Consider the following 22,247-nt stretch of genomic DNA (forward strand, 5'->3'; position numbering starts at 1 on the left):
ACTACAAGGTACGACACTTATGAGCCAAGTAACAATTTATCATAATCCACGTTGTTCAAAATCAAGACAAACTTTGGAACTACTGCAGCAAAATAATATTGAACCGGAAATTGTCGAGTACCTTAAAACACCCCCGAATGCGGCAGAATTACAAGACATATTGGCTAAATTAAACCTCTCTGCTGATCAACTCATGAGAAAAAAAGAGACTGTATACAAAGAGTTGGGGCTAGCCGGCATAAACGACGAAGACGAATTAGTTACCGCTATGATCAACAACCCCAAACTGATTGAGCGCCCTATTGTCATTTCCGGGGACAAAGCCGCTATTGGGCGTCCTCCAGAAGCCGTTTTGGATATTCTGTCATGACTTCTGTCGTGATCCTGTATTACAGCCGCAACGGGGCAACACAAAGGCTTGCCGACGCTATTGCCGAAGGAGTAACAAGCGCAGGTGGCGAAGCTGTTCTGCGTAGCACTGGGCACGGCAGTAATGCGGTCAGTGACAGAGATCTGGAAGTTGAAAACAGCGATATTAAAAACTGTGACGCGCTGATTCTGGGAAGTCCGACCCGCTTTGGTCATATGGCATCAAGCCTGCAGAAGTTTTGGGAAGGAACCTCTCGTGAATGGCTGCAAGGCGCATTGACCGACAAACCTGGCGCGGTATTTACTTCTTCCAGTTCATTACACGGTGGGCAGGAATCAACGCTGCTAACACTGGCACTACCTTTAATTCACCATGGTATGATGTTGGTTGGTATTCCCTATTCGGAGCCTGCCCTGCATCAAACTCAATCGGGTGGCTCACCATACGGAGCCAGTCACCACGAACACAGTAACAAGCTGACTGAACACGAACGTCAATGTGCTATTGCACTAGGCAAACGGGTTACAAACTTTGCTAGCAAGCTTTCATCATAGGAATTTTAAATGCCGACATCTCCGCGCTTTTACCGCTGGTTAACACAGCTTTTCTACTGGCCACTAATTGTTTTGGTCGCTTTATGGCACGGTATGCCAACCGATGCGCCTGGAACGCTGCCCGTTTATATTGCTCTTGTTTTATGGGTACTGCCTTTGTTATTCCCACTCTACGGTTTGGTTAGAGGCAAAGCCTACACACACGCGTGGACCAACTTTATTTTAATGTTTTACTTTCTTCACGGACTCACTGTCGTTTACACACATCCGGACGAGCGGATTTGGTCAATACTGGAAATCATATTGACAACCGGAGCCTTTATCGGGGCAACCGGTTATGCCCGTTATCAAGGGCGAGCAGAAGGTTTAGGACTTAAAAAACTAAAAGACTACAACTAAATTTCCAGAACCTGCTTAACAAAAGGAATTGTTAAGCGTCGCTGATAGGTAATAGAAGCTTGATCAAGTTCATTCAGGGCTTTCATTAAATCACGCATAGAACGCCCCAGTCGCTGAGTCATAAAAGCCGCCACATCCGCAGGAAGCTCCAGTCCACGCCATTGTGCTCTGAGTATTAAAGCGTTATTTTTCTCATCATCGTTTAACGGGTGTACCTGAAACCCCGTTGCCCATTGAAAGCGCGACTGTAAGTCCGGCAATACGACCTCGGTCTGAGCCGCCGACTGCTTTGCTGTCATAATGAGCCGGGTAGACTCATTATCGGTTACCCGGTTAATTAAAGAGAACAGTTCGAAGCACCAGTCCTGTTTCAACGTCACAGTGTCAATATCATCCAGGCAAATAAGATCAGCTTGATCAATACCGTTCAACACCGCTTCTGCATCAACCTCAACAAGCTCTTTTAATGGTAAATAAGCAATACGCTGCTGAGGCCCAACCGATGCAATAACACTGTGCATTAAATGGCTTTTCCCCACACCACTTGCTCCCGACAACCAGGTTAACTGCTGATTTCTTTTTAACGGAGGTTTAGCTTCGGGTAAGGCTTTTAACCAACTTAATAAGGTCGCGTTATTGCCCTCAAGAAAGGTGGAAAAAAGCTCATCGTCCGGTAACTGAACAGCCAGCGGCAATTGCTGTGGAGGCATCAGCGACCCTCATCCCAGCGGTAAACAGGGGTTTCCGTTTGGTTTGCAGCGACAAAAGGACCAACTTCCTGAGAAACAAGACGCCCATCCAGGTTGATAGCCTGCAGTATTTGGTCGACCGGTCCGTTCACAACAATCTCGAATTCGCTCATATTCTGAGAGTATTTCAATAAGCGAACCTCCCGGACCGATACAATACTTTTCAAAAAGCTTTCCAGTTTTAAAACACTGCTCAGACTGTTTAACTGCTCAACTTTGACCGTCAGTGTGTTGCGTACGTTCTCATCGCCGGCGGTCATGCTGTATTTAGCTGACAGCTTCACCATTAATTGTTCTATTAAAGGTTCTGCCAGCCAGTCAACGCTTGTTGCCGTCACTTCTCCGGCAAACCTGTCATCACCAATTTCTACGAACCAATTCAAACTCCAGGGTGCTTCCTCATTCTCCTGGCGAACAATACGTGCTACCAGTAACCCATCCGTACCATAGCGCTCTGTCGTTGTCCTCACAGGGTCTAAAAAGCGCCCCCAGACATCCATTGCGCTAATGGTGAAATTGTCGGTTAAATCCATTAGCGGCAGCTGCACCGGAATACTGTACTGTTTTGCGAAGAATCGAAGTTGCTGGGTAAAAACAGATTCGCTGTTACTGTCAATTATTGTGCGTTGCCCGCTGTCACTTTCTTTCGCAATCCACAACATTAACTGAGGTCTGCGGCTCCCCCAGTAAGGTAGTTGATGCTCGGCAAGAAGTGCTCTTAACTTCCTGCCGTCAAACGTGGCTGTTAACGTTCGTTGCCCTTGGGTATCGCTGTAACCATATTGCACCAGGTAATTATTGACATCTCGTTTGGCTCGTTTTATCGCTTCGTGCTCTGTCGCATCCGATTTCCCGGTGAGCTTAATAATGACTCGATCAAAAGCCTCACCAATTGCTTGCTGTCGGTGCGATGAACTTTGTGACGCGACTTCAACTTCTGCCGAATACAAATTCTCAATTAACCGCGCTTCAGCATCTGCTGTCGTAAAAGTGACTAACAGCACTAAAAAAGCGACTGCAATGTAATGAATCTTCGACTTTGACATGCCATTATCCAAATAAGACTTTGAGAGCATATTAAACAGCCAGATAGCGAACAGCAAGTAACAACTTGTGGATAAGCTTGTGGGAATCTTCGCTAGGAAAATAAAGCGACTACAGGTAGTATTGCCACAAACGGACGAAGGGTGACAAAGGCATGCTAAAACAACAACTTCGCGGTATCAGTTCATTGCTTGGCAGCATCAGTTTAATTGGGGTCTGTGTTGGCATGACCAGTACCCTACTCAGTTTGCGTGCCACCATTGAAGACTTCGGTACCCTGGTTACCGGTTTTATTATGTCAGCCTACTTTATCGGTTACCTGTTTGGCTCTACCCGCGCACCTAAAGACATTCGTCGGGTAGGCTATATTCGCTCATTCGGCGGTCTTGCCGCATTAGCCGCCTTCAGCATTCTGATGCAGGCCATTTGGGTCGACCCCGTAGTCTGGTTTGTTATGCGTTTTATTACCGGTTTTGCCATTTCCGGTATTTTTGTCATTGTCGAAAGTTGGCTTAATACCATGGCAGATAACCGCAGCCGCGGTACTTTACTGTCTATCTATTTAGTCATTATTTACACTGGCCTCATTGCGGGGCAACTTATTCTAGGCGTGGCAGACCCTGCCGGCTTTGTCGCTTTTGCTATTGTCGCACTCCTGATTAACCTTGCTTTAATTCCAATTTTGGTCAGTGTGACGGTGGAACCGACAACCCATGAAAACCGCAAGGTTCCTGTCTCCTTGCTGCTTAAAACAGTGCCGCTGGGTGTGGTAAACGCTTTCATTATGCAAGCCTGCTACGCCATGTTTTATGGTATCGGGCCTATGTATGCGTCTTATATTGGCCTGAGCGTTGTGCAAATTACCTTCTTCATGTCAGCCTTTATTCTCGGCGGCCTGATCTCACAAGCCCCTTTCGGTTTATTATCCGATCGAATTGATCGCCGTTTTGTTATTGCTATTTGTGCAACCGGCGGCACCCTGACCGCAATCGCTCTTTCCCAGTTAGCCGCATCAAATGCGCTTCTTATTTACCTGAATGTTGGTTTATTAGGTGCCTTCATTTTACCGTTATACTCACTGGGCATGGCGCACACCAACGACTTTCTCGAACGCGATCAAATGGTCGGAGCAACGGGAGCTATCATAAAAATTGGCGGGGCTGGATCTATTATCGGGGCACCAGCTGTAGCCGCATTAATGCAGTTTGGTGCTATTAATTACTTCTTCCTGCTACTGGCTGCATTAACCGCCTGTGTTGGTTTTTATTCGCTGTACCGCATTACGCGACGCGCTAAAGCTGAAGACCAGCAACACAGCAACTTTGCCATACTGGCTCCGTCACAAACCTCTGATGAACTATTGACGTCAATGGCTGAAGAAGCGCCGGAAACAGAAGAAGAGGACGACGAAGAAATGGAATCTAACGCCGTCCTTCGTTAAGAGACTAATCTGTCAGCAGGTCATTCACCCAGGTGGTGGCCTGCGTCAGAATGTCATCTAGGTGTTGTTCGCTGACAAAACTTTCCGCGTAGATTTTATAAACCGGTTCAGTCCCTGAAGGTCTTGCCGCAAACCAGCCATTGTCAGTGGTCACTTTAATACCACCAAACTGTGCCCCGTTACCCGACGCTTTCGTAGAAATATCAGACACACTGTCACCTGCTAATTCTGGCAGTTTCATTTTGTATGCGCGAATGCCTTTAAAGCGAGCGTTTTTGTCGGCACTGGAAACGGTATCGACACGACGATAGTAAGACGTACCATGCTGCTGACATAATTCATCGTAGTACTGCCCCGGATTTTTACCGGTTTTTGCCAATATCTCAGCCGCTAATAAGGCCATGACAATGCCGTCTTTATCGGTGGTCCAGGTACAGCCTTTACGATCAAGCAAGGTTGCACCGGCACTCTCTTCTCCGGCAAACGCAATACTTTGCTCAGCTAACCCTTGCGCAAACCATTTAAAACCCACAGGCACTTCCATCAATGGACGTTCGTTTGCGCTCACCACACGATCAATCATAGCGCTGGATACGAGTGTTTTGCCGATGGCAAGCCCTTTGTTCCAACCACGATTTTTGCACAAATAATCTATTGCAACCGACAGGTAATGATTCGGGTTCAGCAAGCCGTGTGTAGGAGTTACTATACCGTGACGGTCGTAGTCCGGATCATTACCAAAAGCTAAGTCGTATTTTTCTTTTAGCCCCAGTAAACTGGCCATGGCAAACGGCGAGGAGCAATCCATGCGAATTTTGCCGTCTTTGTCCAGGGGCATAAATGCGAATGTTGGGTCAACAACGGCATTACGAACCTCAATCGATAAGTTGTAATGCTCAGCAATTTGCTGCCAGTATTTAGCGCCTGATCCACCCATGGCATCGACCGCCAGCGTCAGTTTTGCATCCTGAATAGCTGACATATCAATGCAGTTTTCAAGTTGACCGATATAATCCGAACGCCAGTCAACAAAAGTCAGTTTCGGATGCTGTAATACGTCTTCACTCTCGCAGGTATTCACCCCGACCAAACCTGATGACAACAACGCATTAGCGTATTTTTCAATAATTCGTGTGACATCAGAATCTGCTGGTCCGCCGTGCGGAGGGTTATATTTAAGACCACCATCTTCCGGCGGGTTGTGCGATGGAGTGATAACGACACCGTCTGCTTTCGCTTTATTTTTGCTGTTCCACTCAATAACAGCACGGCTTAATACCGGCGTTGGTGTGTAATCGTGCTCCGTCTGAACCTGAACCTCAATGCCATTACCAATGAATACATCCAAAGCACTAACATAGGCAGACTCTGACAAGGCATGAGTATCCTTAGCCACCATAATCGGCCCGGTAATTCCCTGCTCTTCGCGATAAGCGCAAATGGCCTGAGCAATAGCCAGAATATGGGCTTCATTAAACGAGCGCTTCAATGAACTGCCACGATGACCCGATGTACCAAAGCTGACTTTTTCTGCTGCTTTACGTGGATCCGGCTCGTAAACGTAATAAGCACTTATCAATTGCGCAATATTCGTCAAATCGCCAGCTTGTGCCAACTGACCTGCTCGCTCGTGATTCGCCATTATAAAAAGTCCCTAATTTTTTCTGCATCTGCTGAATCATAACCCAGCTTTTCTGCAACCTGAGTCAGCATCGATTTTTTCTTTGTGGTATTGGTGTTGGTAATAACCCAAAACGGAGAGTCCGGTATCTGCTTCGGATTGGTGCTGTTACCCGAGGTCAGCAAAGCTTCTTCTGAGCGGGCAAAATACTGACGGTCACGTCCGCGAATATCCAGCACCTGTGAGAACTCACTGGAATGACAACGGTAAAGCATGCTCAAAATATACAAAAAACGCGCGACCACACTTTTCTGAATACGAACATCCTGCTCATTTAAACGATTAAAAACCGATTCGGTTTGTTCGCCTTTAGCATCCACAGCAAATTCTGTACTACTCACATCAAGTAATCGGCGCAGAATATCTGAAGCACTCTCGCCTATTTGTCTGGTGTGGCTTGCAATATACGCGTATAAGTCGTCGTCAATGTCAATCCGCTTCATTGTTGACTTTCTACCTCTAAAATTTGAAAGGTTGTGCTTTGTCACTTGCAACGCCCCGACAAAGCCTTGAAAATATGCATCAAAGTTTATCACTAAAGGCCGTTCGATGGCAGACTCTTCATTGTTGAATCACGAAACACTTGGCACCGAAAGCAATCCGGCTGTCATCATTATTCATGGACTGTTTGGCGACAAAGACAATTTAAAAAGTATCGCCCGCGAACTGTCCGAAGATTACTTTTGTATTTTACCGGATGCTCGTAACCACGGTGACTCGTTTCACAGTGACACCATGACTTACCCGGCTCTGGCAGATGACATTATTAAACTGGCCGATGCCTTAGATATTGAGCAGTTTGCTGTACTGGGGCACTCCATGGGTGGCAAAATCGCTATGGAAGTCTGCATGGAGGCGCCGGAAAGAGTCAAAGCGGCCATATTCGCAGACATATCCCCCGCCGCTTATGACGGAACTCACGACAGCATCATGGATGCACTGTCAGGGCTGGATTTAAGTCAGGTAAAAAGTCGCAGCGACGCGGACAAGCAGTTAGCCGATAAAATTTCAGAAAAAGGTGTACGTCAGTTCTTACTAAAAAACCTTAAAAAGACCGATGACGGCTATCAATGGCGACTTAATCTCGAAGGGTTAAAACAAAATTACGAGCAAATTTCAGCGGCTGTCAGTAAAGGCCAATACGAAGGCCCTGTACTTTTTATCAAAGGCGGTAACTCAAACTACCTGACAGAAAAGCACCAACAAGAGGTTAACTCGCGCTTTAGCAATGCTTCAGTAAAAATAATAGAAGACGCAGGTCACTGGCTGCACGCCGAGAAGCCCCGAATATTCAACCGGCTCGTGCTTGAGTTTCTGGCTCAGTAATCTCGCCAGCGGCGGCGCTTTATGGTAATCTAGGCGCCGTTAAAAAAACAGTTCAGGCGTTACACATCAGCGAGGTTAAGCAGTATGTTAGCTGAGTATTACGAACAAATTGAAGTTCTGGCCACCAATTTCACACTGGCCATACTATTCTTACTCATAGGCTTAGCCATTCGTGATGTGTTAAAACGCTCAGCGGTACCCAAATTCGGCCAAATAATTGTGTGGGCAGTACTGTTTCTTGGCTGTTTTGGTTTTATTGCTAAAGGTATTATTCAGGTGCTCTGGGAGTCCGGAGTTTAACCCAATTGATAATTTACGCCGCTGAATGGCAATCCATTCAGTATTGTTTGTTCGTATAACCAGGTGAAAATTGATTTATGGCAACTGTTGGAATTTTCTTTGGAAGCGATACCGGTAACACCGAAGCCGTCGCTCAGATGATTCAGAAAGAACTGGGTAAAAAACTTGTCGACGTTAAAGACGTCGCTAAATCCAGTAAAGAAGATATTGCCAGTTATGACCTACTACTGTTCGGTATTCCGACGTGGTACTACGGCGAAGCTCAGTGCGATTGGGACGATTTTTTCCCCGAACTTGAAGAAATAGACTTCACCGACAAGCTCATTGCTATTTTTGGCTGTGGTGACCAGGAAGACTACGCCGAATACTTTCTGGACGCTATGGGCATGGTGCGCGATATTGTTGAAGCACGTGGCGGCATCATTGTCGGGCACTGGCCGACAGAAGGTTATAACTTCGAAGCCTCTAAAGGCATGGCAGATGATGATCACTTTGTCGGCCTGGGTATTGACGAAGACCGTCAACCAGAGCTCACTAAAGAGCGTGTTAGCAAATGGTGCCAGCAGGTTTATGAAGAAATGTGTTTGGCAGAACTGGCAAGTGACAGCTAATACAGGGTATGCTGTTGTACATGTTTAACTGAGATACGAATCATTATGGCGAGTAACGACGAACAGCTAAAAAAAGCAGGACTCAAAGTCACTTCCCCACGGATGAAAATTCTGGAGATTTTAAAACAACCAGAAAATCAACACATCAGTGCTGAAGACGTCTATAAAATTCTGCTGGAACAAAAAGATGAAATTGGCCTGGCTACCGTATATAGGGTACTAAACCAGTTTGATGACGCTGGTATTATTACTCGCCACCACTTTGAAGGTGGTCGTTCGGTATTTGAATTAAGCGCAAAACATCATCATGATCATTTGGTGTGTTTAACCTGCGGGCACGTCTTTGAGTTTGAAGACGACGTTATTGAAGAACGTCAGGACAAAGTTGCTGCAGCCAATAAAATTAAGCTAACAAACCACAGCCTTTATTTATACGGCGAATGTCAGCGTGGCGAAAGCTGCGAATACAAAGCTGCTGCTGAGGCAGACTAATGGCTCTGCGCTGGCTCATTTACGGAGCATACGGTTACTCGGGCAAACTCATTGCTCATCAGGCAAAAAAGCGCGGTTATCAACCCATTTTAGCCGGCCGTAACGAAGACTCCCTTGAGCCAGTTGCCCGACATCTGAACTTTCAATACAAAGCCTTTTCGCTCGACAATATCGATGAAGTGAAAAAGCAATTAGAAGATGTTGATCTTGTCATTAATTGCGCTGGTCCGTTTAGTCAAACAGCGGCCCCTCTTATTCAAGCCTGTATCGATACCAAAACTCATTATTTAGATATTACCGGCGAGATAGACGTATTTGAATACGCTCACTCCATGGACAAAGCCGCGCGCGAGGCCGGTATTGTTATTTGCCCCGGTGTTGGGTTTGACGTTATTCCAACAGATTGCATTGCCGCACGACTCAATGCACAAATGCCGGAAGCCGAGCATCTGGCGTTAGGCTTTGACTCCGGTTCACGTATGAGCCGGGGCACAGCCAAAACCAGTATCGAGCGTTTAGGTCGTGGAGGCGCAGCCCGCATTAACGGACAAATTACCGACGTTCCGCACGCCTGGCATTCTCGCTGGATAGATTTTGGTAATGGTGAGAAGTGTGCCATGACCATTCCCTGGGGCGATGTCTCTACCGCCTACTACACGACAGAAATTCCCAATATTGAAGTGTACATACCGGCCAGCCCACGCTTAGTGAAGAAAATGCGCCGGATGAACTGGTTCCGTTGGGTATTTAACTGGAAATGGGTTCAGGCTAAGTTGAAGAAAAAACTGGAGTTTCAGCCTGCAGGCCCTGAAGAAAAAGAACGGAAGAACAACCCGACTTACGTTTGGGGTGAAATTACCGATGGCAAAGGTAATAAGAAAAGTATGCGGGTAAAAGTGAAAAATGGCTATTCGCTAACTGCCGAAGGGGCTGTTGAATTAGCCGTTCATACCTTAAGCCAGAAACATTCAGGGGGCTTTTACACCCCCTCACGTCTATACGGCGCTAAGCTACTGGACCAATTTACGATTCAGTAGCTTGCTGCTGTTCTATTTTAGCCCAGCTATCACGTAGTCCAACCGTCTGGTTGAATATCAAGCGACCTTCTGTATCAGCATCCTGATCCAGGCAGTAGTAGCCCAGGCGTTCAAACTGGAAGTTCTCGCCCAGTTTTGCATTCGCTAAGTTAGCTTCCACAAAGCCCTTCTTGATAACCAGAGACTCCGGATTCAGCGTCGAGAATAAGTCTTCCTCTGCAGCCGGGTTAGGTACCTGGAATAAACGGTCATACACGCGGAACTCTGCTTCTTTCGCTGTTTCTGCCGAAACCCAATGAATAACCCCTTTTACCTTACGGCCGTCCGCAGGGTCCTTGCCTAAGGTCTCAGCATCGTAGTGGCAGTAAATAGTCTGAATTTCACCGTTATCGTCAGTTTCAACGCGGTCCGCGCGAATAACATAGGCATTACGTAAACGAACTTCTTTATCCAGCACCAAACGCTTGAACTTTTTATTCGCCGATTCACGGAAGTCTTCCCGCTCAATCCAAATCTCGCGGCTAAAGGTTACCTGACGCGAGCCCATTTCAGGGTCATTCGGATGGTTTGGCGCATCCAGCAACTCTTGCTCACCCTCGGGGTAGTTTTCAATAACAATTTTCACCGGATCCATAACTGCCATAGCGCGTGGTGCATTGGCGTTCAGGTCGTCACGAATGCAGGCTTCCAGCATGCTCATCTCTACCTGATTATCCATTTTGGTCACACCAATACGACGACAAAATTCACGGATTGAGTCCGGCGTGTAACCTCTACGGCGCAAACCAGCAATACTGGCAACACGCGGATCGTCCCACCCGGTGACTTTATTTTCTTCTACCAGCGTATTGATAATGCGCTTACTCATCACCGTGTATTGCAAGTTAAGACGCGAGAATTCAATTTGCTGCGGGTGACAGTCTATGCTGATGTTATCCAGTACCCAGTCGTACAAGCGACGGTTATCCTGGAACTCAAGCGTACACAGCGAGTGTGTAATGCCTTCCAGCGCGTCTGAAATACAGTGAGTGAAGTCATACATTGGGTAAACGCACCATTTATCACCAGTCTGGTGATGATGCACAAAACGCACACGGTAAATAACCGGATCGCGCATACACATAAACGGCGAGCTCATATCAATTTTTGCCCGTAATGCCGCAGTGCCTTCTTCGTGTTTACCTGCTGTCATGTCAGCAAAGTGCTTTAAATTCTCTTCCACAGAAGTATCACGGTAAGGGCTGTTCACACCCGGCTCTTTCAGGGTACCGCGCATTTCGCGCATTTTATCCTGCGAACTGAAATCAACGTAGGCCAGGCCTTTTTCAATCAGTTCAACCGCAAACGCGTGCAGCTGATCAAAATAGTTAGAGGAATAACGCGGCTCGCCCTCCCAGTCATAACCCAGCCACTCCACGTCTTTTTTAATGGAGTTCACATAGTCCACTTTTTCTTTCAGTGGGTTGGTGTCATCAAAACGCAGGTTACAGGTGCCGTTATAGTCTTCGGCAATACCGAAATTCAGCACTATAGATTTGGCATGGCCAATATGAAGGTAACCATTAGGTTCCGGAGGAAAACGGGTATGTACGGTAGAGTGCTTACCACTGGCCAAATCTTTATCAATGATTTGACGAATAAAATTACTGGGACGTGAATCAGTATCAGCCATGAACCTTTTGTCTCCGCTACAAAATCAACACCGGATAAAATGAAGCGGTTATGATCGCAGGTTATCGCCTGCCTGACAAGTTAAGCGAACATTAAAAAACTGATAAAAACGGCGCAGTTGCTGCTGTGCAACTTTACCCTCTATGCGAGTAAAACGAACGGTCTGACCCGGTTGGCATTGCGCCAGCCGACCTAAATCGAACGGGTTAATGGTGCCCAGTTTGGGGTAGCCCCCTAAGGTCTGCCTGTCGTGCATCATAATAATGGGCTGGCCGTTCGCAGGAACCTGCACAGACCCCACATTCACACCTTCAGATACCAGCCCCTCACCGTCATATTCCAACGCTTTACCAGACAAGCGAATGCCCATACGGTCGCTGTCTTTAGTGACTTCATAATCTTCATAGCAGAAAGCTTCTCTTGCAGACATGGGAAAAGCCTCGTACTGAAAGCCCGGTATTAAGCCAATAACCGGTGTCTTTTCATAATTCGGCCGATAAGCCCAGCCAACACGGCGAGACATCTGCAATTCTTGCTGATTAAAACTAATCTCATCGCCCGCTTTTAAAGGCGAGCCGTCTCCATGCAGGCCACCCACTGCATCGCGGGTAACGGTTGCACAGCTGCCCCACTTAGGTTCAACCTGAAACCCGCCCTGCACCGCTAAATACGCGCGAACACCGGCAGTAGCGTAACCCATTTTTAGCCGCTGACCAGCACGTACCTTAAAGTTCTGCCAGTTGTTTAGCGTTTCGCCGTCCAGTGTCAATTCAACACCAGCGCCGGTTACAGCACACTGACAATCACAGTCAAACTCCGCTTCAAAGCCACCCAAAGTAACTTCTATTTGTGCGGCATTAAAATCATTATTCAGTAGCCGGTTTGCCCATAAAAACGCATGCTCATCCATCGGTCCGCCCCGGGTCAGGCCTTTCGACAAATAGCCAAAGCGTCCAAAATCCTGAATGGCTGCGCGCATGCCCGGCTCAATAATACGCATCATGACAAAGCCTCCGTGTCGCCGCCGTCATCAACAAATTGCTCTTTGCTGACCGAATAAAACTCCACTTCATCACCCACATTCAGTGGGCTGATGGTCCCGGAGGAAGGGTCGTACAATTGCGTTGAAGTGCGGCCAATAATGTTCCAACCGCCGGGAGACGATGACGGATAAACTGCGGTCTGGCTTTCGGCAATAGCAACACTGCCTGCGGTAATACGTTTTCTGGGGTTATCTAAACGGGGCGTTCTGATCTTCTCGTTAACCTCACCCAGGTAAGCAAACCCCGGCGCAAAGCCCATAGCGTACACACGATAGGTTTGATCAGTATGGGCTTTGATCACATCATCCACTGAACAATTGTTTGTCTCTGCAATACGCGCTAAATCCGGCCCGACACTCTCGTCATAATAAACCGGAATACGATGATGCTTGCCGGTCAGTTCTTGGTCATCGCTGGTTAAATCGCTTAGGGTTTTACGCAGGCGTTCGCGTATTTCCGGCTCATCGGTGCGCAGAACATCGTAATACACCATTAAAGAGTTATAGGACGGCACTAAGTCCAGCACCACGTCCGACAGTTGTTCCTCTACCGCTTTAACCGCTGCAAGAACCTGTTGGTTAACCGAAACACTGATGCCCTCGCCTAAGTAGACGATAACGGCATCGGCACCGGCAGAAACCAGTTTTGGAAAGTTAGACGCTTTACTCGCAGAGTTAGTCATAAGCTTTTCGGACGATATCCCGCAGTTTCTCCACTGTTTCTATCGCCTTTGGGTTATCCCCGTGAACACAAAGAGAATCGATTTCAATTTGCAACGACTTACCAGATACACTCTCAATAGCACGACCGTTAGCAAATGCCTCAGCTTGAGCATACATGGTTTCCGTATCACCGTGCACCGCATCGGAATTGCTTCGCGAGCGCAGTTGCCCGTTGTCGTCATAAGCCCGGTCAGCAAAGCCTTCAAACCATAATTCGACATTAAATTTTTGTGCACGGAGGCGCCAGGCATCGTTTTCAGGTGTTGCCATAACCATCAATGGTAAAGGTTCATTCCGGTCGTTCTGCAATGCAGCGATAGCTTCGCAGACCGCATCAAACTGCTGCCCGTCGCTCAGCATGTCATTATAAAGTGCTCCGTGCGGCTTCACGTAACTCACTTCAGTTTTCTGTCCGGCACAAATGCCCTGCAGAGCACCGACCTGGTATTGAATTAATGCCGTCACTTCGTCGGGTTTTAACTTCATGTGGCGTCGACCAAAACCAACAAGATCAGGATACGCAGGGTGCGCTCCTATGGTCACATTATGCTGTTTTGCCAGCTTAACCGTTTTTAGCATGGTCAGGGGGTCTGACGCATGAAAACCACAAGCCACATTGGCACAGTCAATGTGTGGCATGATCAAATCATCTGCCCCCATTGTCCAGGCACCAAAACTTTCTCCAATATCACTGTTTAGTGTAATTTGACGGCTCATTCCTTACCTTTTTCAGACTTTCTGGCTTCAATATCACCCATTAGCTTAGTTAACCCCACACCAAACAAGTACAAACCAATACCAATAGAAGCTAGCTGTAATGGCGGTAAACTTAGTACTATCAACTGGTGTTTAGCAAATACGGCGATTGCACCAATGAGTCCCATAGTCGTTATGGCGCTGGCAACCAAGGTTACCGGCCCCATCCATGAGATAAGCGAGCGCAATCGAAGTAAGGCTCCCAGCCCACCAAGGACAAGCCCCCAGGCAATAGGAACTCCTAACTTGTACCAACTCAGATCAAAGTTCGCAATCAATGTAATCAGTTCTTCCTGCTCTGCAGTATAGAAAAATAAGCCGACTGCGCCTGCTAAAATAACAATTCGTTTTGCTATGTTCATTACTTAGATTCCTACATAAACAGACTGATAATAAAAAGGATAATTGCGATAACCGGAACCCAGAGAATTGGAGACTGATACCATTTTAACGTTGGCTTATCAGTGCGGTTCAGCGATTTTAAAGTCGGCTGCTTATAAAGCCAGATAATACCTATCAGCATCAGGACCGCACCCGACAGCCTGACATTAGTATCGTTGTCACTCACCACACCCAAAACAGCCATTAGCAGGCCCGCAATAAGAATCAGTAATGCCAAAACACGTTGCCACATACTTCCCCCAAGTCATTGTTCTTATATTTATTGTCTTTATACTAAGAACTTATACTGTATCAGGTTCTGGAGCCATATGTTAAAGCAAATTCTGCTCGGCGTGAGCGCTATTATTATTACTGTTATCGTCATTCTTGGTAGCGCTGTTATTTATCAGAAGACCACCATGCAACCTGACCTCCCCCACGAGGAAGACTGTGAAATACAGCAAATAGTAACAACCGACGACGGTTCTTTAGAAGCTCATAGCTACTGGTGTGAGCGTGGTAAAAGCACGCAATGGAAAGGTTATGAAATTTGGTTACATGAGCCGCAGCCGGATAAATGGCAACGCATTATGACCACCGAACACGAAGGCTGCATTAAACTGGAATTGGCTGATCAGAAACTTGAGATAAATCACGACGGGAAACGCGGCGACATGTTTTTAGTCGAGCCAGTATTTCTGTTTAACGATGCACAAGGCGTCAGCCAGTCTCTGTCGGTTCAGGTTTCTATCCGTGGCGACGCCGTGTGCCCTGGCTCTGAGTAAAACGCTGGCTCGGATTAAGCCAGCTTTAACACCCATTTAAGCGGCAGACGTTTCATTAAGAACGCCATTAACGCCCAGGGCCAGTAAGGGACATAGGCTTTTACTGGCTCTTTATTAATGGCCTTCGCCAGCAGTCGGCAACCCGTCTCGGTATCCACCATAAAAGGCGTATTTTTCACTTTTTCGTTAATTTCAGAGCGAATGTAGCCCGGATAAATGGTCGACACTTTAATTGGGCTGTTGCTGCCGTAGGTTTTCATTAAGTCCGCACGAATACCCTCGGTTAACGACGCCAGCCCGGCCTTGGTTGCCGCATACACCGTCATGGCCCGTGGCATACCACGGAAAGCACTCATGGACGAAATAGTCACCAAATGCCCGCTTTTCTGCTCGCGCAGAATTTCCATAGCCGCTTCACATTGCGCCAGCGCCGCCACAAAGTTCGTTTCCGCCGTGGCTTTGTTAGCCTCAAAGTAACCCGTACCTAACGCCGCGCCTTTGCCCATGCCCGCATTAATAATAAAGCGGTCAATGTGCCCCTGCTCTTGTTTAAATGCCTGAAAGACACGAAATACGTCGTCATGAGCATTTACGTCCAGCGTTTTAATGCTGACAGTTATGCCTGAGCGCTTGTCTTCCAGCTCTGTTTTTAGCGCTTCTAAGCGATCTAAACGGCGGGCGCACAGACATAAGTTTCTACCTTCTGCGGCAAATTCACGTGCCATACCCTGTCCTAAGCCAGAGCTGGCACCGGTAATTAAAATGGTCTTCCGTTCTTGCGGCATTGTTGAGCTCTCTTTTTTATTATAATTCGTTAAGCTTTAGCGATACGGCGACGGCAGCGCCACAGCAAATAATTCACCAGAAACCAGAAGTTCTTAAAGGCTTTGTTATTGGTTTGCTTGTGGTGATACCGGTAATAAATTTGCTGCGCAATAACCGCCAAACGAAACAAGCCAAACACCTCATAAAAGGCAAAGTCTTCCACCTTGGTGCCAGTGCGTTCGCAGTAGTAATCGATAATTTCTTTACGGGTTAACATGCCCGGATAGTCGCTTGGTTGGCGTTTGGTTGCTCGCGCCACTTTGTCATCGCCTGCTTCTATCCAGTACGCCAGTGAGTTACCTAAGTCCATTAACGGGTTGCCTAAGGTCGCCAGCTCCCAGTCCAGAATACCGATAATGTCGGTTGGGTCTTCCGGGTTGAGTATCAGGTTGTCCAGCCTAAAGTCATTATGAACCAGACAAATGGTTTCGTTTTCAGGCTTATTTTCCTGCAACCAGCGCATGACCGAACCCGCACCGAACACATTCCAGGTTTTTGCTTTTTCGTAACGGCCACACCAACCATTCACCTGCCTGTCAGTATAGCCTTTACCTTTTGCAATTTTGCGTAGGCCAGTGCTGTCTAAATCTACCTGGTGCAGCTTTATCAGTTTATCCAGTGCATTCGTACATAGCTGCCGGGCCTGTTCAGAACTTAAGTCCAGCCCTTTTGGAAACTTCCGACGCGGGATAATACCGGTAATGTGCTCCATAACATAAAACTCAGCACCAATAACCGACTCGTCACGGCAATACGCCAACATTCTGGGTACGTGTGGAAACTCTGGTCTCAGTCGTTTTTGCAGGCGGAACTCACGACCCATGTCGTGGGCTGACTTGGCCTTTGTGCCATCTGGTGGGCGGCGCAAAACCAAAGCCAGACCGTTGTAATCTAATCGGTAAGTCCAGTTAGACACACCACCGGTATACTGAGTAATGCGTAGTGTACCCCGGTCTTCAGGCAGCTCATCACCAATATGCTCTGCCAACCAGTTATCTAATGCCTCAATTGGTAAGGTTTCTTCTTCGCGTACGTCACTCGCCTGGTCAACTACGGCGGATGAAGGATCAGTCATTGGTGCGCCCTTTCCATTGTTTTAATTCGTTTTTTGCAATAGTCGCACGGTGAACCGCATCGGGTCCATCAGCAATACGTAATGAACGGGCTACCGTCAGTAACCCCGGTAACGGTGTGTCGTGACACATAGAAGCGCCACCAAACAGCTGCATGGTTTCATCCACCACTTTTTGCAGCACATTCGGTGCCACCAGCTTAATGGCCGATATTTCTTTAATGGCCTTCATGGCACCAATGTTGTCAATTTGCCAGGCCGCGTGCAGAGTCAGTAAGCGCGCTTGATCAATCGCCACGCGTAAATCGGCTAAACGCTCGGTGTTGCCGCCAAGTTTCATTAAGGGTTCACCAAAGGCAATGCGCGATACGCCACGCTCAATGAAAAGCTCCAGCGCCCGCTCTGCGGCGCCAATAGCCCGCATACAATGGTGAATACGCCCCGGCCCTAAACGCCCCTGGGCAATTTTAAAGCCAGCTCCGGGGCCGACAATAATGTTCTCTTTCGGAACGCGCACGTTGTCGAACACCACCTCGCCATGACCATAAGGCGCGTCGTACTCGCCTAACGCCGGCAGCATGCGCTCTATGTTAACGCCCGGAGTGTTTAACGGCACCAACACCATAGAATGTCGATGATGCTTTTCAGCGTCTTCATCAGTAAGCCCCATAACAATGGCAATTTCAGCGTCAGGGTGTCCCAGCCCCGTACTCCACCACTTGCGGCCATTAATAACCCAGTCTGAGCCGTCGGCCTTAATGGTGGTTTGCATATTGGTAGCATCGGAGGACGCGACATCGGGCTCTGTCATACAAAATACCGAGCGAATGTCGCCATTTAGAAGCGGTGTTAACCACTGCTCTTGCTGCGGATCATCACCAAAGTGATACAGCACTTCCATATTGCCCGTGTCGGGCGCATTGCAGTTGAACACCTCAGGCGCTAACAGGCTGCGGCCCATACGCTCGGCTAGCGGCGCGTATTCCAGCGTTGTTAAGCCAGCGCCCAGTTCCTCGTCGGGCAAAAACAAGTTCCAAAGCCCCTGCTCTTTCGCCATTTGCTTAAGCTCAGCCACCCTTGGTGGCACTTGCCACTCGCGCCAGTTCGGCGTGCTGTTCAGCCGATAATTCTCTTTCTGATACTGGTTTTCATACGGCTCAATATGCTCGCGCATAAACGCATCTAGCCGCGCCAAATAGTCCTTTGTTTTCGCACTGTAGGAAAAGTCCATAATGCAAGCTCCCAACGAATAGTTAACAGCATTGTAGACTTGAAAGTGTTGGTGGTACAACCAGAGTTACAGGCAAAATTTTAGTAAACGATTGGGGAGGTTGTAGGTTTATAGCTTAGTCAGCAGCTTATTTAATTCGATCTTCAGAAACTTGTAGGCGGACGTCAGCTTTGTGACTGAGAAAGACATGTCGGGAGAGCACTTAATTACTTTAAAGTACTCAAAAAGTCGGGTTCTGTCTGACTCATAACAACCATACTCTAAGCTTAGCAGCGATATATGGTGAAAAAGTTGTCACAGTAAGAACGACAGGCCATAAGTTGCCATCTTTAAATGTATAAGCCTCAATCAATTCGAACCATGACTTGCCTTGCAAAAGCCCAAATGAGAACTCAAAAAAGATCGTCAGAGCTAGCCAGCTTAAACCCACTGAGAAAAGCTCTATGTTGCTGGTCGTTTGCAACCAAGGAAGCGACAAGTATGCCACTACAATAATCAATGCTGAGAGTGCCAGTCCGCTTAGCACAAGTGCGGCCGGAGTTCCGAACGTCGGTATAAGTACAGACTCGCGCAAAAAGCCGTTGAGAATAGCCAGGACAAGAATGCCCACCCAAATTATTAGAGCTTTAAAAGAAATTTCCATAAGCGTCATTTACTACTCTACTGTTTTTGCTCAACAAAGAAGATGGTTGACCAGAGATTAAAAGGGTTTGAGATAAAAGGTATCGTTGCGTATACAATCCTTAATAAACCTCTTATAGCTGTAACTTATCGGCTCAGATAGTTTAGAGCTAATGCTCTTCAGTATTCTTGAAAAGTTAGAACCTAGTCCGAATTAAAGTAGAGATCTACTTACTATTTTTTTCTACACTTTTTCGCATACTTCAGATGATAATGTTAGTCGTGATCTGCATTTCGGCTGTATTTGATGTATGCCTATATAAAAAGGCTGCTGAGTGCCAAGAGCGGACGTTAACGCCGCGCTCACGGGCAATTTTTAAGCGCAGCGTAAAGTTGTCCGAGTGCAGCGCTTTGTTAGAGCTTAAAACCATCTTAAGTTGGCCAAGATCTCAATTTGATAATGCTCGGCCACCTCTTCAAATCTCTCATATTGACCTCCGAACATTCCTGCTTTTATAGGCCCCCAATTGTTCTTATACTGAGCCGCCTCATTTCTCAGTTTTTGAAATGGAGATATTCCATGCCTGCGATTCTTCCAGCCAAATCTTCCTATAGGCCCCCAAACATAGCTATCTTCTCGTTTCTTGAGATCAGCTACCACTAACGCGAAAAGAATTTCGAATTCATCAAAGACATCCTCATACCCCTTGCCAAGGAAAAGCATGTCGTCCAGTTCTGGTTGAACTAACTTATAAAGGTATTCACTTAAAGGTGTGTAATTCCGCTCATGATCAGGAATTATTTTAAAAACATCCACCAGATCACTTGCAGCACTAGCAACCTTTAGCGCAAAAAACGAACCGCTATCGTCATATTCAGAAGATCCCAGCTTTGTATAAAAAATAGAGGCTAAACTTTTGTAATTTTTTCCCTCTAAAGCCGCAATTCCAGCATAGTAAGTTATTAAAAGAAGTGGATACCATCTGAGGTTGACCCAAACAACCAGCCCTCCACGGCTCTCTAAAAGGCGGTCGCATGATCTGGAAACAATCTTTGTCAGGGAGCCTAATTGGTTGTCATTTGCCCAGTGAGACAAACAAGCCAGTATCATAGACAAGTCTTTCGAATGGATCTCATAGGATGATATGCGTTCTAAAAATTCTTCATCTGAAAACTGACCTCTAGTGGCAAAGCTATCTTCACTAGTGGTAGATAAAAACCTGCGTACCTCTTCGATAGAAAAGTCATGAAGTTTGATTTGCGAATTATTCGAAGAGATTAGCTCCTTGATGTATTCCACTTTCTCTTCGGTAGTTTTTGAAGTTCTAACCTCATCTACATATGGAATTGTAATTAATTCATCAGTATCTTTCGTTTCATCATCTTCAGCAGTTTCATTGACTGGTACTGAAATTATAAAATCTCCATCGCCATCAAACTGACCGTAATGAGGCGTTTGTTCTGAGTTTATGTCATTGGCTACTTTTGAATAAACGTACGCCATTAAACCACTGGCCGTAATAACGCCATACTCGTTTGCAGCTTTACCTCTAATTCCTTCAATAAAATGTCCTGTAAATACTGAATGATTAGGTAATGGACCACCTGCGTCCGCAACTACCTCATTAGCTTTTCCCGCAGTAATTACCTGCCTCGAAAATCTTTGATACATATCTCTTAAAAACCTACTGCTTCCAGGTCGTAAATCCCTATGAACAGCGAGGCCACCATAGCAAGCATCCATCACGAACAAGATATGCTTTGCCCGAACCAACTCTGCGTTTCTAGTTAACTCATCCCAACGAATGAATGTAGAATAGTCATCCATATCAGCGTCATAGGGTACTAGATACCCAACTTCGCCTTTTACACCGGATCTTGTGTGCCCGTGACCAGCAAAGAAGACAAATAATCGATCATCTACTTTAATATCGTCATTTGAGAACCGTAGAAATGATTTGAGTATGTTGGACTTTGTCGCATCTTGATCTGCAAGGTATATGACATTTTCCGTCTCAAAGCCTAGTTCGTCTACCAGAGTTTCTCTTACTTCATGAGCATCATTTACTGCATAACCTAAAGGTGAAGCATTTTGATATTGGTTTATGCCAATAACTAACGCTCTACTTGTCTCATACTTTTGTTGAAGTATAAATTTTAAATCACGCACTGAGTTTAATCCTTGAATGCTCTAACGCCTCGTTAAAAGGCAAAAATTTTTTGGCTAAAATTAGCGACGAAGGAGCAAAAGCCAACTGTTTTTTGTCCTTTTTAAACGACTTGTTATATTTCGATTGCGTCAATGCCAATAGATAGGCGTGTGTTGTCCTCTATGTCCTCAACAAATCGCGCCCAAGTTCCTCTTTCTACTCGCTTAGAGCAATACCTCGAAGCGGCTCTAAGAAAGCCGAAGGCAACATCATTTAAATCTTCAATAAACTGATCAATCGTGCCTTCATTATTATCACCATAAGATAAAAATATAGAGTCTCTATAATTAGATTTTCCTCTATACCTGAATGCTTGAATTAAAAAATTCACCTGCCCTTTATCTAAAGTTTTGTCTCTAAGTTCTCGGGCTACTTTTTTACGAAAGTTGTCAACATTAAGCGCTTTAAACTCTTTAGAAGTTTTAATGCGTTCTTCAGCTTCCCATTTCTTATACTTATGTGTTCCTTTTAAATAAGACACTATTGCTCCATGAGCCATATCAGGATCATGAGCACGATGATTTAAGTCATAGTCATTAGTTCCGCGATATTCTGAAATCTCAGCTTCTGCTGCCGTGGTTACTAGACTACTCAAATATAGGTCAAATGGGTAAGGGATAAGTTTTCGTTCAGCAATATCAGCTTGCCAGACTTTAGCTGTTGCTGTGTGTGTCTCTTGAATGGAACCAGAGGAAGCTGCAACCATAGCACTAGCTGCAAAATATACAGAATAATACCAAGATACAATTGCCGAACGACAAATGTCATATTTATCTAAAGCATCATTATTCATTGCGTCTAAGGAAGCCAGGTTATGATATGCCATATGCATATTTTCAAATACTAAAGTGAATCGCCACTAGTTCACTAGACACTCAGTAGCCGTTTTTTCAAAACGTTTTTCATACTCTACCGGCGATAACTGA

General features: G+C 46.3%; 26 protein-coding genes. 10 read left to right on the forward strand and 16 right to left on the reverse strand.

Annotated features, from left to right (window positions below):
• The first annotated feature begins 19 nt into the window (after positions 1 to 19).
• From arsC to ACP7FG_RS02595, 3 genes are read left to right on the forward strand one after another with little or no spacing between them, the layout of a single operon-like run.
• Positions 20 to 370: an arsenate reductase (glutaredoxin) gene (arsC, locus tag ACP7FG_RS02585; protein WP_439225430.1), complete on the forward strand. Its 351-nt coding sequence runs from the start codon at positions 20 to 22 to the stop codon at positions 368 to 370.
• Complete coding sequence (gene wrbA / locus ACP7FG_RS02590) at positions 367 to 924, forward strand: NAD(P)H:quinone oxidoreductase (protein ID WP_439225431.1); 558 nt, start codon at positions 367 to 369, stop codon at positions 922 to 924. The genes arsC and wrbA overlap by 4 nt, the downstream gene beginning before the upstream one ends.
• A 9-nt stretch (positions 925 to 933) precedes the next feature.
• Entirely contained in the window at positions 934 to 1,323 is a 390-nt protein-coding gene (locus ACP7FG_RS02595; protein ID WP_439225432.1) for a DUF2069 domain-containing protein, read from the forward strand.
• On the opposite strand, the gene hda is transcribed toward ACP7FG_RS02595, so the two are convergent.
• Both hda and ACP7FG_RS02605 read right to left on the reverse strand, forming a co-directional pair.
• On the reverse strand, positions 1,320 to 2,033 hold the full coding sequence (gene hda / locus ACP7FG_RS02600) for a DnaA regulatory inactivator Hda (RefSeq protein ID WP_054487445.1): 714 nt from the start codon (positions 2,031 to 2,033) through the stop codon (positions 1,320 to 1,322). The two genes, ACP7FG_RS02595 and hda, sit on opposite strands and share 4 nt — an antisense overlap.
• Positions 2,033 to 3,118 (reverse strand): DUF2066 domain-containing protein, encoded by a 1,086-nt coding sequence (locus ACP7FG_RS02605; protein WP_439225433.1) that lies wholly within the window; start codon positions 3,116 to 3,118, stop codon positions 2,033 to 2,035. Before ACP7FG_RS02605 ends, hda begins: the two co-directional genes overlap by 1 nt.
• 152 nt (positions 3,119 to 3,270) lie before the next feature.
• Here ACP7FG_RS02605 and ACP7FG_RS02610 point away from each other — a divergent pair, with 152 nt between their 5' ends.
• A complete protein-coding gene (locus tag ACP7FG_RS02610; protein WP_054487441.1) occupies positions 3,271 to 4,557 on the forward strand; it encodes an MFS transporter in 1,287 nt (428 codons plus the stop codon).
• Between the two features lie 4 nt (positions 4,558 to 4,561).
• Here ACP7FG_RS02610 and pgm read toward each other — a convergent pair whose 3' ends face one another.
• Together pgm and ACP7FG_RS02620 are read right to left on the reverse strand one after the other, a co-directional pair.
• Positions 4,562 to 6,199: a phosphoglucomutase (alpha-D-glucose-1,6-bisphosphate-dependent) gene (gene pgm, locus ACP7FG_RS02615; protein ID WP_439225434.1), complete on the reverse strand. Its 1,638-nt coding sequence runs from the start codon at positions 6,197 to 6,199 to the stop codon at positions 4,562 to 4,564.
• Positions 6,199 to 6,681 carry an N-carbamoyl-L-amino acid amidohydrolase gene (locus ACP7FG_RS02620; RefSeq protein WP_054487438.1) on the reverse strand — a complete coding sequence of 161 codons (483 nt, stop codon included), beginning with the start codon at positions 6,679 to 6,681 and terminating at the stop codon, positions 6,199 to 6,201. Before ACP7FG_RS02620 ends, pgm begins: the two co-directional genes overlap by 1 nt.
• Before the next feature lie 106 nt (positions 6,682 to 6,787).
• Between ACP7FG_RS02620 and ACP7FG_RS02625 the strand changes: the two genes are divergently transcribed.
• The 5 genes from ACP7FG_RS02625 to ACP7FG_RS02645 all read left to right on the forward strand — a co-directional run bounded on the left by ACP7FG_RS02625 (position 6,788) and on the right by ACP7FG_RS02645 (position 10,004).
• Positions 6,788 to 7,564, forward strand: a complete 777-nt coding sequence (locus ACP7FG_RS02625) for an alpha/beta fold hydrolase (protein WP_054487436.1) — start codon at positions 6,788 to 6,790, stop codon at positions 7,562 to 7,564.
• Between the two features lie 84 nt (positions 7,565 to 7,648).
• Complete coding sequence (locus tag ACP7FG_RS02630; RefSeq protein ID WP_054487434.1) at positions 7,649 to 7,864, forward strand: DUF2788 domain-containing protein; 216 nt, start codon at positions 7,649 to 7,651, stop codon at positions 7,862 to 7,864.
• Positions 7,865 to 7,941: 77 nt separating this feature from the next.
• Positions 7,942 to 8,475: a flavodoxin FldA gene (gene fldA / locus ACP7FG_RS02635; protein WP_199494639.1), complete on the forward strand. Its 534-nt coding sequence runs from the start codon at positions 7,942 to 7,944 to the stop codon at positions 8,473 to 8,475.
• A 45-nt stretch (positions 8,476 to 8,520) separates the two neighbouring features.
• A complete protein-coding gene (gene fur / locus ACP7FG_RS02640) occupies positions 8,521 to 8,967 on the forward strand; it encodes a ferric iron uptake transcriptional regulator (RefSeq protein WP_054487431.1) in 447 nt (148 codons plus the stop codon).
• The gene (locus ACP7FG_RS02645; RefSeq protein WP_439225435.1) at positions 8,967 to 10,004 is read left to right on the forward strand and encodes a saccharopine dehydrogenase family protein; all 1,038 of its coding nucleotides are present in this window, start codon (positions 8,967 to 8,969) and stop codon (positions 10,002 to 10,004) included. Before fur ends, ACP7FG_RS02645 begins: the two co-directional genes overlap by 1 nt.
• Here the strand turns inward: ACP7FG_RS02645 and glnS are convergent.
• The 6 genes from glnS to ACP7FG_RS02675 are packed head-to-tail and all read right to left on the reverse strand — an operon-like array spanning position 9,991 to position 14,830.
• Positions 9,991 to 11,676 carry a glutamine--tRNA ligase gene (gene glnS / locus ACP7FG_RS02650; RefSeq protein ID WP_287817073.1) on the reverse strand — a complete coding sequence of 562 codons (1,686 nt, stop codon included), beginning with the start codon at positions 11,674 to 11,676 and terminating at the stop codon, positions 9,991 to 9,993. The genes ACP7FG_RS02645 and glnS overlap by 14 nt on opposite strands.
• A gap of 48 nt (positions 11,677 to 11,724) precedes the next feature.
• On the reverse strand, positions 11,725 to 12,678 hold the full coding sequence (locus ACP7FG_RS02655; protein ID WP_417439518.1) for a biotin-dependent carboxyltransferase family protein: 954 nt from the start codon (positions 12,676 to 12,678) through the stop codon (positions 11,725 to 11,727).
• Positions 12,675 to 13,400, reverse strand: coding sequence for a 5-oxoprolinase subunit PxpB (gene pxpB, locus ACP7FG_RS02660; RefSeq protein ID WP_439225436.1), 726 nt, complete (start codon positions 13,398 to 13,400; stop codon positions 12,675 to 12,677). The genes ACP7FG_RS02655 and pxpB overlap by 4 nt, the downstream gene beginning before the upstream one ends.
• Positions 13,393 to 14,157, reverse strand: a complete 765-nt coding sequence (locus tag ACP7FG_RS02665) for a 5-oxoprolinase subunit PxpA (protein WP_439225437.1) — start codon at positions 14,155 to 14,157, stop codon at positions 13,393 to 13,395. The genes pxpB and ACP7FG_RS02665 overlap by 8 nt, the downstream gene beginning before the upstream one ends.
• The gene (locus ACP7FG_RS02670; RefSeq protein WP_287817913.1) at positions 14,154 to 14,558 is read right to left on the reverse strand and encodes a hypothetical protein; all 405 of its coding nucleotides are present in this window, start codon (positions 14,556 to 14,558) and stop codon (positions 14,154 to 14,156) included. The genes ACP7FG_RS02665 and ACP7FG_RS02670 overlap by 4 nt, the downstream gene beginning before the upstream one ends.
• A gap of 11 nt (positions 14,559 to 14,569) precedes the next feature.
• Entirely contained in the window at positions 14,570 to 14,830 is a 261-nt protein-coding gene (locus ACP7FG_RS02675) for a hypothetical protein (protein WP_054487417.1), read from the reverse strand.
• A gap of 76 nt (positions 14,831 to 14,906) precedes the next feature.
• Between ACP7FG_RS02675 and ACP7FG_RS02680 the strand changes: the two genes are divergently transcribed.
• Positions 14,907 to 15,362 (forward strand): hypothetical protein, encoded by a 456-nt coding sequence (locus tag ACP7FG_RS02680; RefSeq protein WP_439225438.1) that lies wholly within the window; start codon positions 14,907 to 14,909, stop codon positions 15,360 to 15,362.
• A 14-nt stretch (positions 15,363 to 15,376) separates the two neighbouring features.
• Here the strand turns inward: ACP7FG_RS02680 and ACP7FG_RS02685 are convergent, their stop codons facing one another.
• The 6 genes from ACP7FG_RS02685 to ACP7FG_RS02710 all read right to left on the reverse strand — a co-directional run bounded on the left by ACP7FG_RS02685 (position 15,377) and on the right by ACP7FG_RS02710 (position 22,147).
• Positions 15,377 to 16,147, reverse strand: coding sequence for an SDR family oxidoreductase (locus ACP7FG_RS02685; RefSeq protein ID WP_439225439.1), 771 nt, complete (start codon positions 16,145 to 16,147; stop codon positions 15,377 to 15,379).
• A gap of 29 nt (positions 16,148 to 16,176) precedes the next feature.
• Positions 16,177 to 17,262, reverse strand: coding sequence for a phosphotransferase family protein (locus ACP7FG_RS02690; RefSeq protein ID WP_054487410.1), 1,086 nt, complete (start codon positions 17,260 to 17,262; stop codon positions 16,177 to 16,179).
• Positions 17,255 to 18,490 carry an acyl-CoA dehydrogenase family protein gene (locus ACP7FG_RS02695; RefSeq protein ID WP_439225440.1) on the reverse strand — a complete coding sequence of 412 codons (1,236 nt, stop codon included), beginning with the start codon at positions 18,488 to 18,490 and terminating at the stop codon, positions 17,255 to 17,257. Before ACP7FG_RS02695 ends, ACP7FG_RS02690 begins: the two co-directional genes overlap by 8 nt.
• Positions 18,491 to 18,734: 244 nt before the next feature.
• Entirely contained in the window at positions 18,735 to 19,142 is a 408-nt protein-coding gene (locus ACP7FG_RS02700; RefSeq protein ID WP_439225441.1) for a hypothetical protein, read from the reverse strand.
• A gap of 390 nt (positions 19,143 to 19,532) precedes the next feature.
• The gene (locus tag ACP7FG_RS02705) at positions 19,533 to 21,281 is read right to left on the reverse strand and encodes a caspase family protein (protein ID WP_439225442.1); all 1,749 of its coding nucleotides are present in this window, start codon (positions 21,279 to 21,281) and stop codon (positions 19,533 to 19,535) included.
• A 113-nt stretch (positions 21,282 to 21,394) separates the two neighbouring features.
• The gene (locus tag ACP7FG_RS02710; protein WP_439225443.1) at positions 21,395 to 22,147 is read right to left on the reverse strand and encodes a hypothetical protein; all 753 of its coding nucleotides are present in this window, start codon (positions 22,145 to 22,147) and stop codon (positions 21,395 to 21,397) included.
• Positions 22,148 to 22,247 lie beyond the last annotated feature (100 nt).

The sequence above is a fragment of the Idiomarina sp. ST10R2A5 genome, from assembly GCF_051842325.1.
Taxonomy (GTDB): domain Bacteria; phylum Pseudomonadota; class Gammaproteobacteria; order Enterobacterales; family Alteromonadaceae; genus Idiomarina; species Idiomarina abyssalis.

What these genes read in the sequence shown, in the direction of transcription:
- ACP7FG_RS02645 (WP_439225435.1), top strand. Translation starts at nt 8,967, where the DNA reads ATGGCTCTGCGCTGGCTCATTTACGGAGCATACGGTTACTCGGGCAAA.
- glnS (WP_287817073.1), bottom strand. Translation starts at nt 11,676, where the DNA reads ATGGCTGATACTGATTCACGTCCCAGTAATTTTATTCGTCAAATCATT.
- wrbA (WP_439225431.1), top strand. Translation starts at nt 367, where the DNA reads ATGACTTCTGTCGTGATCCTGTATTACAGCCGCAACGGGGCAACACAA.
- ACP7FG_RS02630 (WP_054487434.1), top strand. Translation starts at nt 7,649, where the DNA reads ATGTTAGCTGAGTATTACGAACAAATTGAAGTTCTGGCCACCAATTTC.
- ACP7FG_RS02595 (WP_439225432.1), top strand. Translation starts at nt 934, where the DNA reads ATGCCGACATCTCCGCGCTTTTACCGCTGGTTAACACAGCTTTTCTAC.
- ACP7FG_RS02675 (WP_054487417.1), bottom strand. Translation starts at nt 14,830, where the DNA reads ATGTGGCAACGTGTTTTGGCATTACTGATTCTTATTGCGGGCCTGCTA.
- hda (WP_054487445.1), bottom strand. Translation starts at nt 2,033, where the DNA reads ATGCCTCCACAGCAATTGCCGCTGGCTGTTCAGTTACCGGACGATGAG.
- arsC (WP_439225430.1), top strand. Translation starts at nt 20, where the DNA reads ATGAGCCAAGTAACAATTTATCATAATCCACGTTGTTCAAAATCAAGA.
- ACP7FG_RS02690 (WP_054487410.1), bottom strand. Translation starts at nt 17,262, where the DNA reads ATGACTGATCCTTCATCCGCCGTAGTTGACCAGGCGAGTGACGTACGC.
- ACP7FG_RS02670 (WP_287817913.1), bottom strand. Translation starts at nt 14,558, where the DNA reads ATGAACATAGCAAAACGAATTGTTATTTTAGCAGGCGCAGTCGGCTTA.
- ACP7FG_RS02620 (WP_054487438.1), bottom strand. Translation starts at nt 6,681, where the DNA reads ATGAAGCGGATTGACATTGACGACGACTTATACGCGTATATTGCAAGC.
- ACP7FG_RS02700 (WP_439225441.1), bottom strand. Translation starts at nt 19,142, where the DNA reads ATGACGCTTATGGAAATTTCTTTTAAAGCTCTAATAATTTGGGTGGGC.
- ACP7FG_RS02605 (WP_439225433.1), bottom strand. Translation starts at nt 3,118, where the DNA reads ATGTCAAAGTCGAAGATTCATTACATTGCAGTCGCTTTTTTAGTGCTG.
- ACP7FG_RS02610 (WP_054487441.1), top strand. Translation starts at nt 3,271, where the DNA reads ATGCTAAAACAACAACTTCGCGGTATCAGTTCATTGCTTGGCAGCATC.
- ACP7FG_RS02685 (WP_439225439.1), bottom strand. Translation starts at nt 16,147, where the DNA reads ATGCCGCAAGAACGGAAGACCATTTTAATTACCGGTGCCAGCTCTGGC.
- ACP7FG_RS02665 (WP_439225437.1), bottom strand. Translation starts at nt 14,157, where the DNA reads ATGAGCCGTCAAATTACACTAAACAGTGATATTGGAGAAAGTTTTGGT.
- fldA (WP_199494639.1), top strand. Translation starts at nt 7,942, where the DNA reads ATGGCAACTGTTGGAATTTTCTTTGGAAGCGATACCGGTAACACCGAA.
- ACP7FG_RS02710 (WP_439225443.1), bottom strand. Translation starts at nt 22,147, where the DNA reads ATGGCATATCATAACCTGGCTTCCTTAGACGCAATGAATAATGATGCT.
- pgm (WP_439225434.1), bottom strand. Translation starts at nt 6,199, where the DNA reads ATGGCGAATCACGAGCGAGCAGGTCAGTTGGCACAAGCTGGCGATTTG.
- fur (WP_054487431.1), top strand. Translation starts at nt 8,521, where the DNA reads ATGGCGAGTAACGACGAACAGCTAAAAAAAGCAGGACTCAAAGTCACT.
- ACP7FG_RS02680 (WP_439225438.1), top strand. Translation starts at nt 14,907, where the DNA reads ATGTTAAAGCAAATTCTGCTCGGCGTGAGCGCTATTATTATTACTGTT.
- ACP7FG_RS02655 (WP_417439518.1), bottom strand. Translation starts at nt 12,678, where the DNA reads ATGATGCGTATTATTGAGCCGGGCATGCGCGCAGCCATTCAGGATTTT.
- pxpB (WP_439225436.1), bottom strand. Translation starts at nt 13,400, where the DNA reads ATGACTAACTCTGCGAGTAAAGCGTCTAACTTTCCAAAACTGGTTTCT.
- ACP7FG_RS02625 (WP_054487436.1), top strand. Translation starts at nt 6,788, where the DNA reads ATGGCAGACTCTTCATTGTTGAATCACGAAACACTTGGCACCGAAAGC.
- ACP7FG_RS02695 (WP_439225440.1), bottom strand. Translation starts at nt 18,490, where the DNA reads ATGGACTTTTCCTACAGTGCGAAAACAAAGGACTATTTGGCGCGGCTA.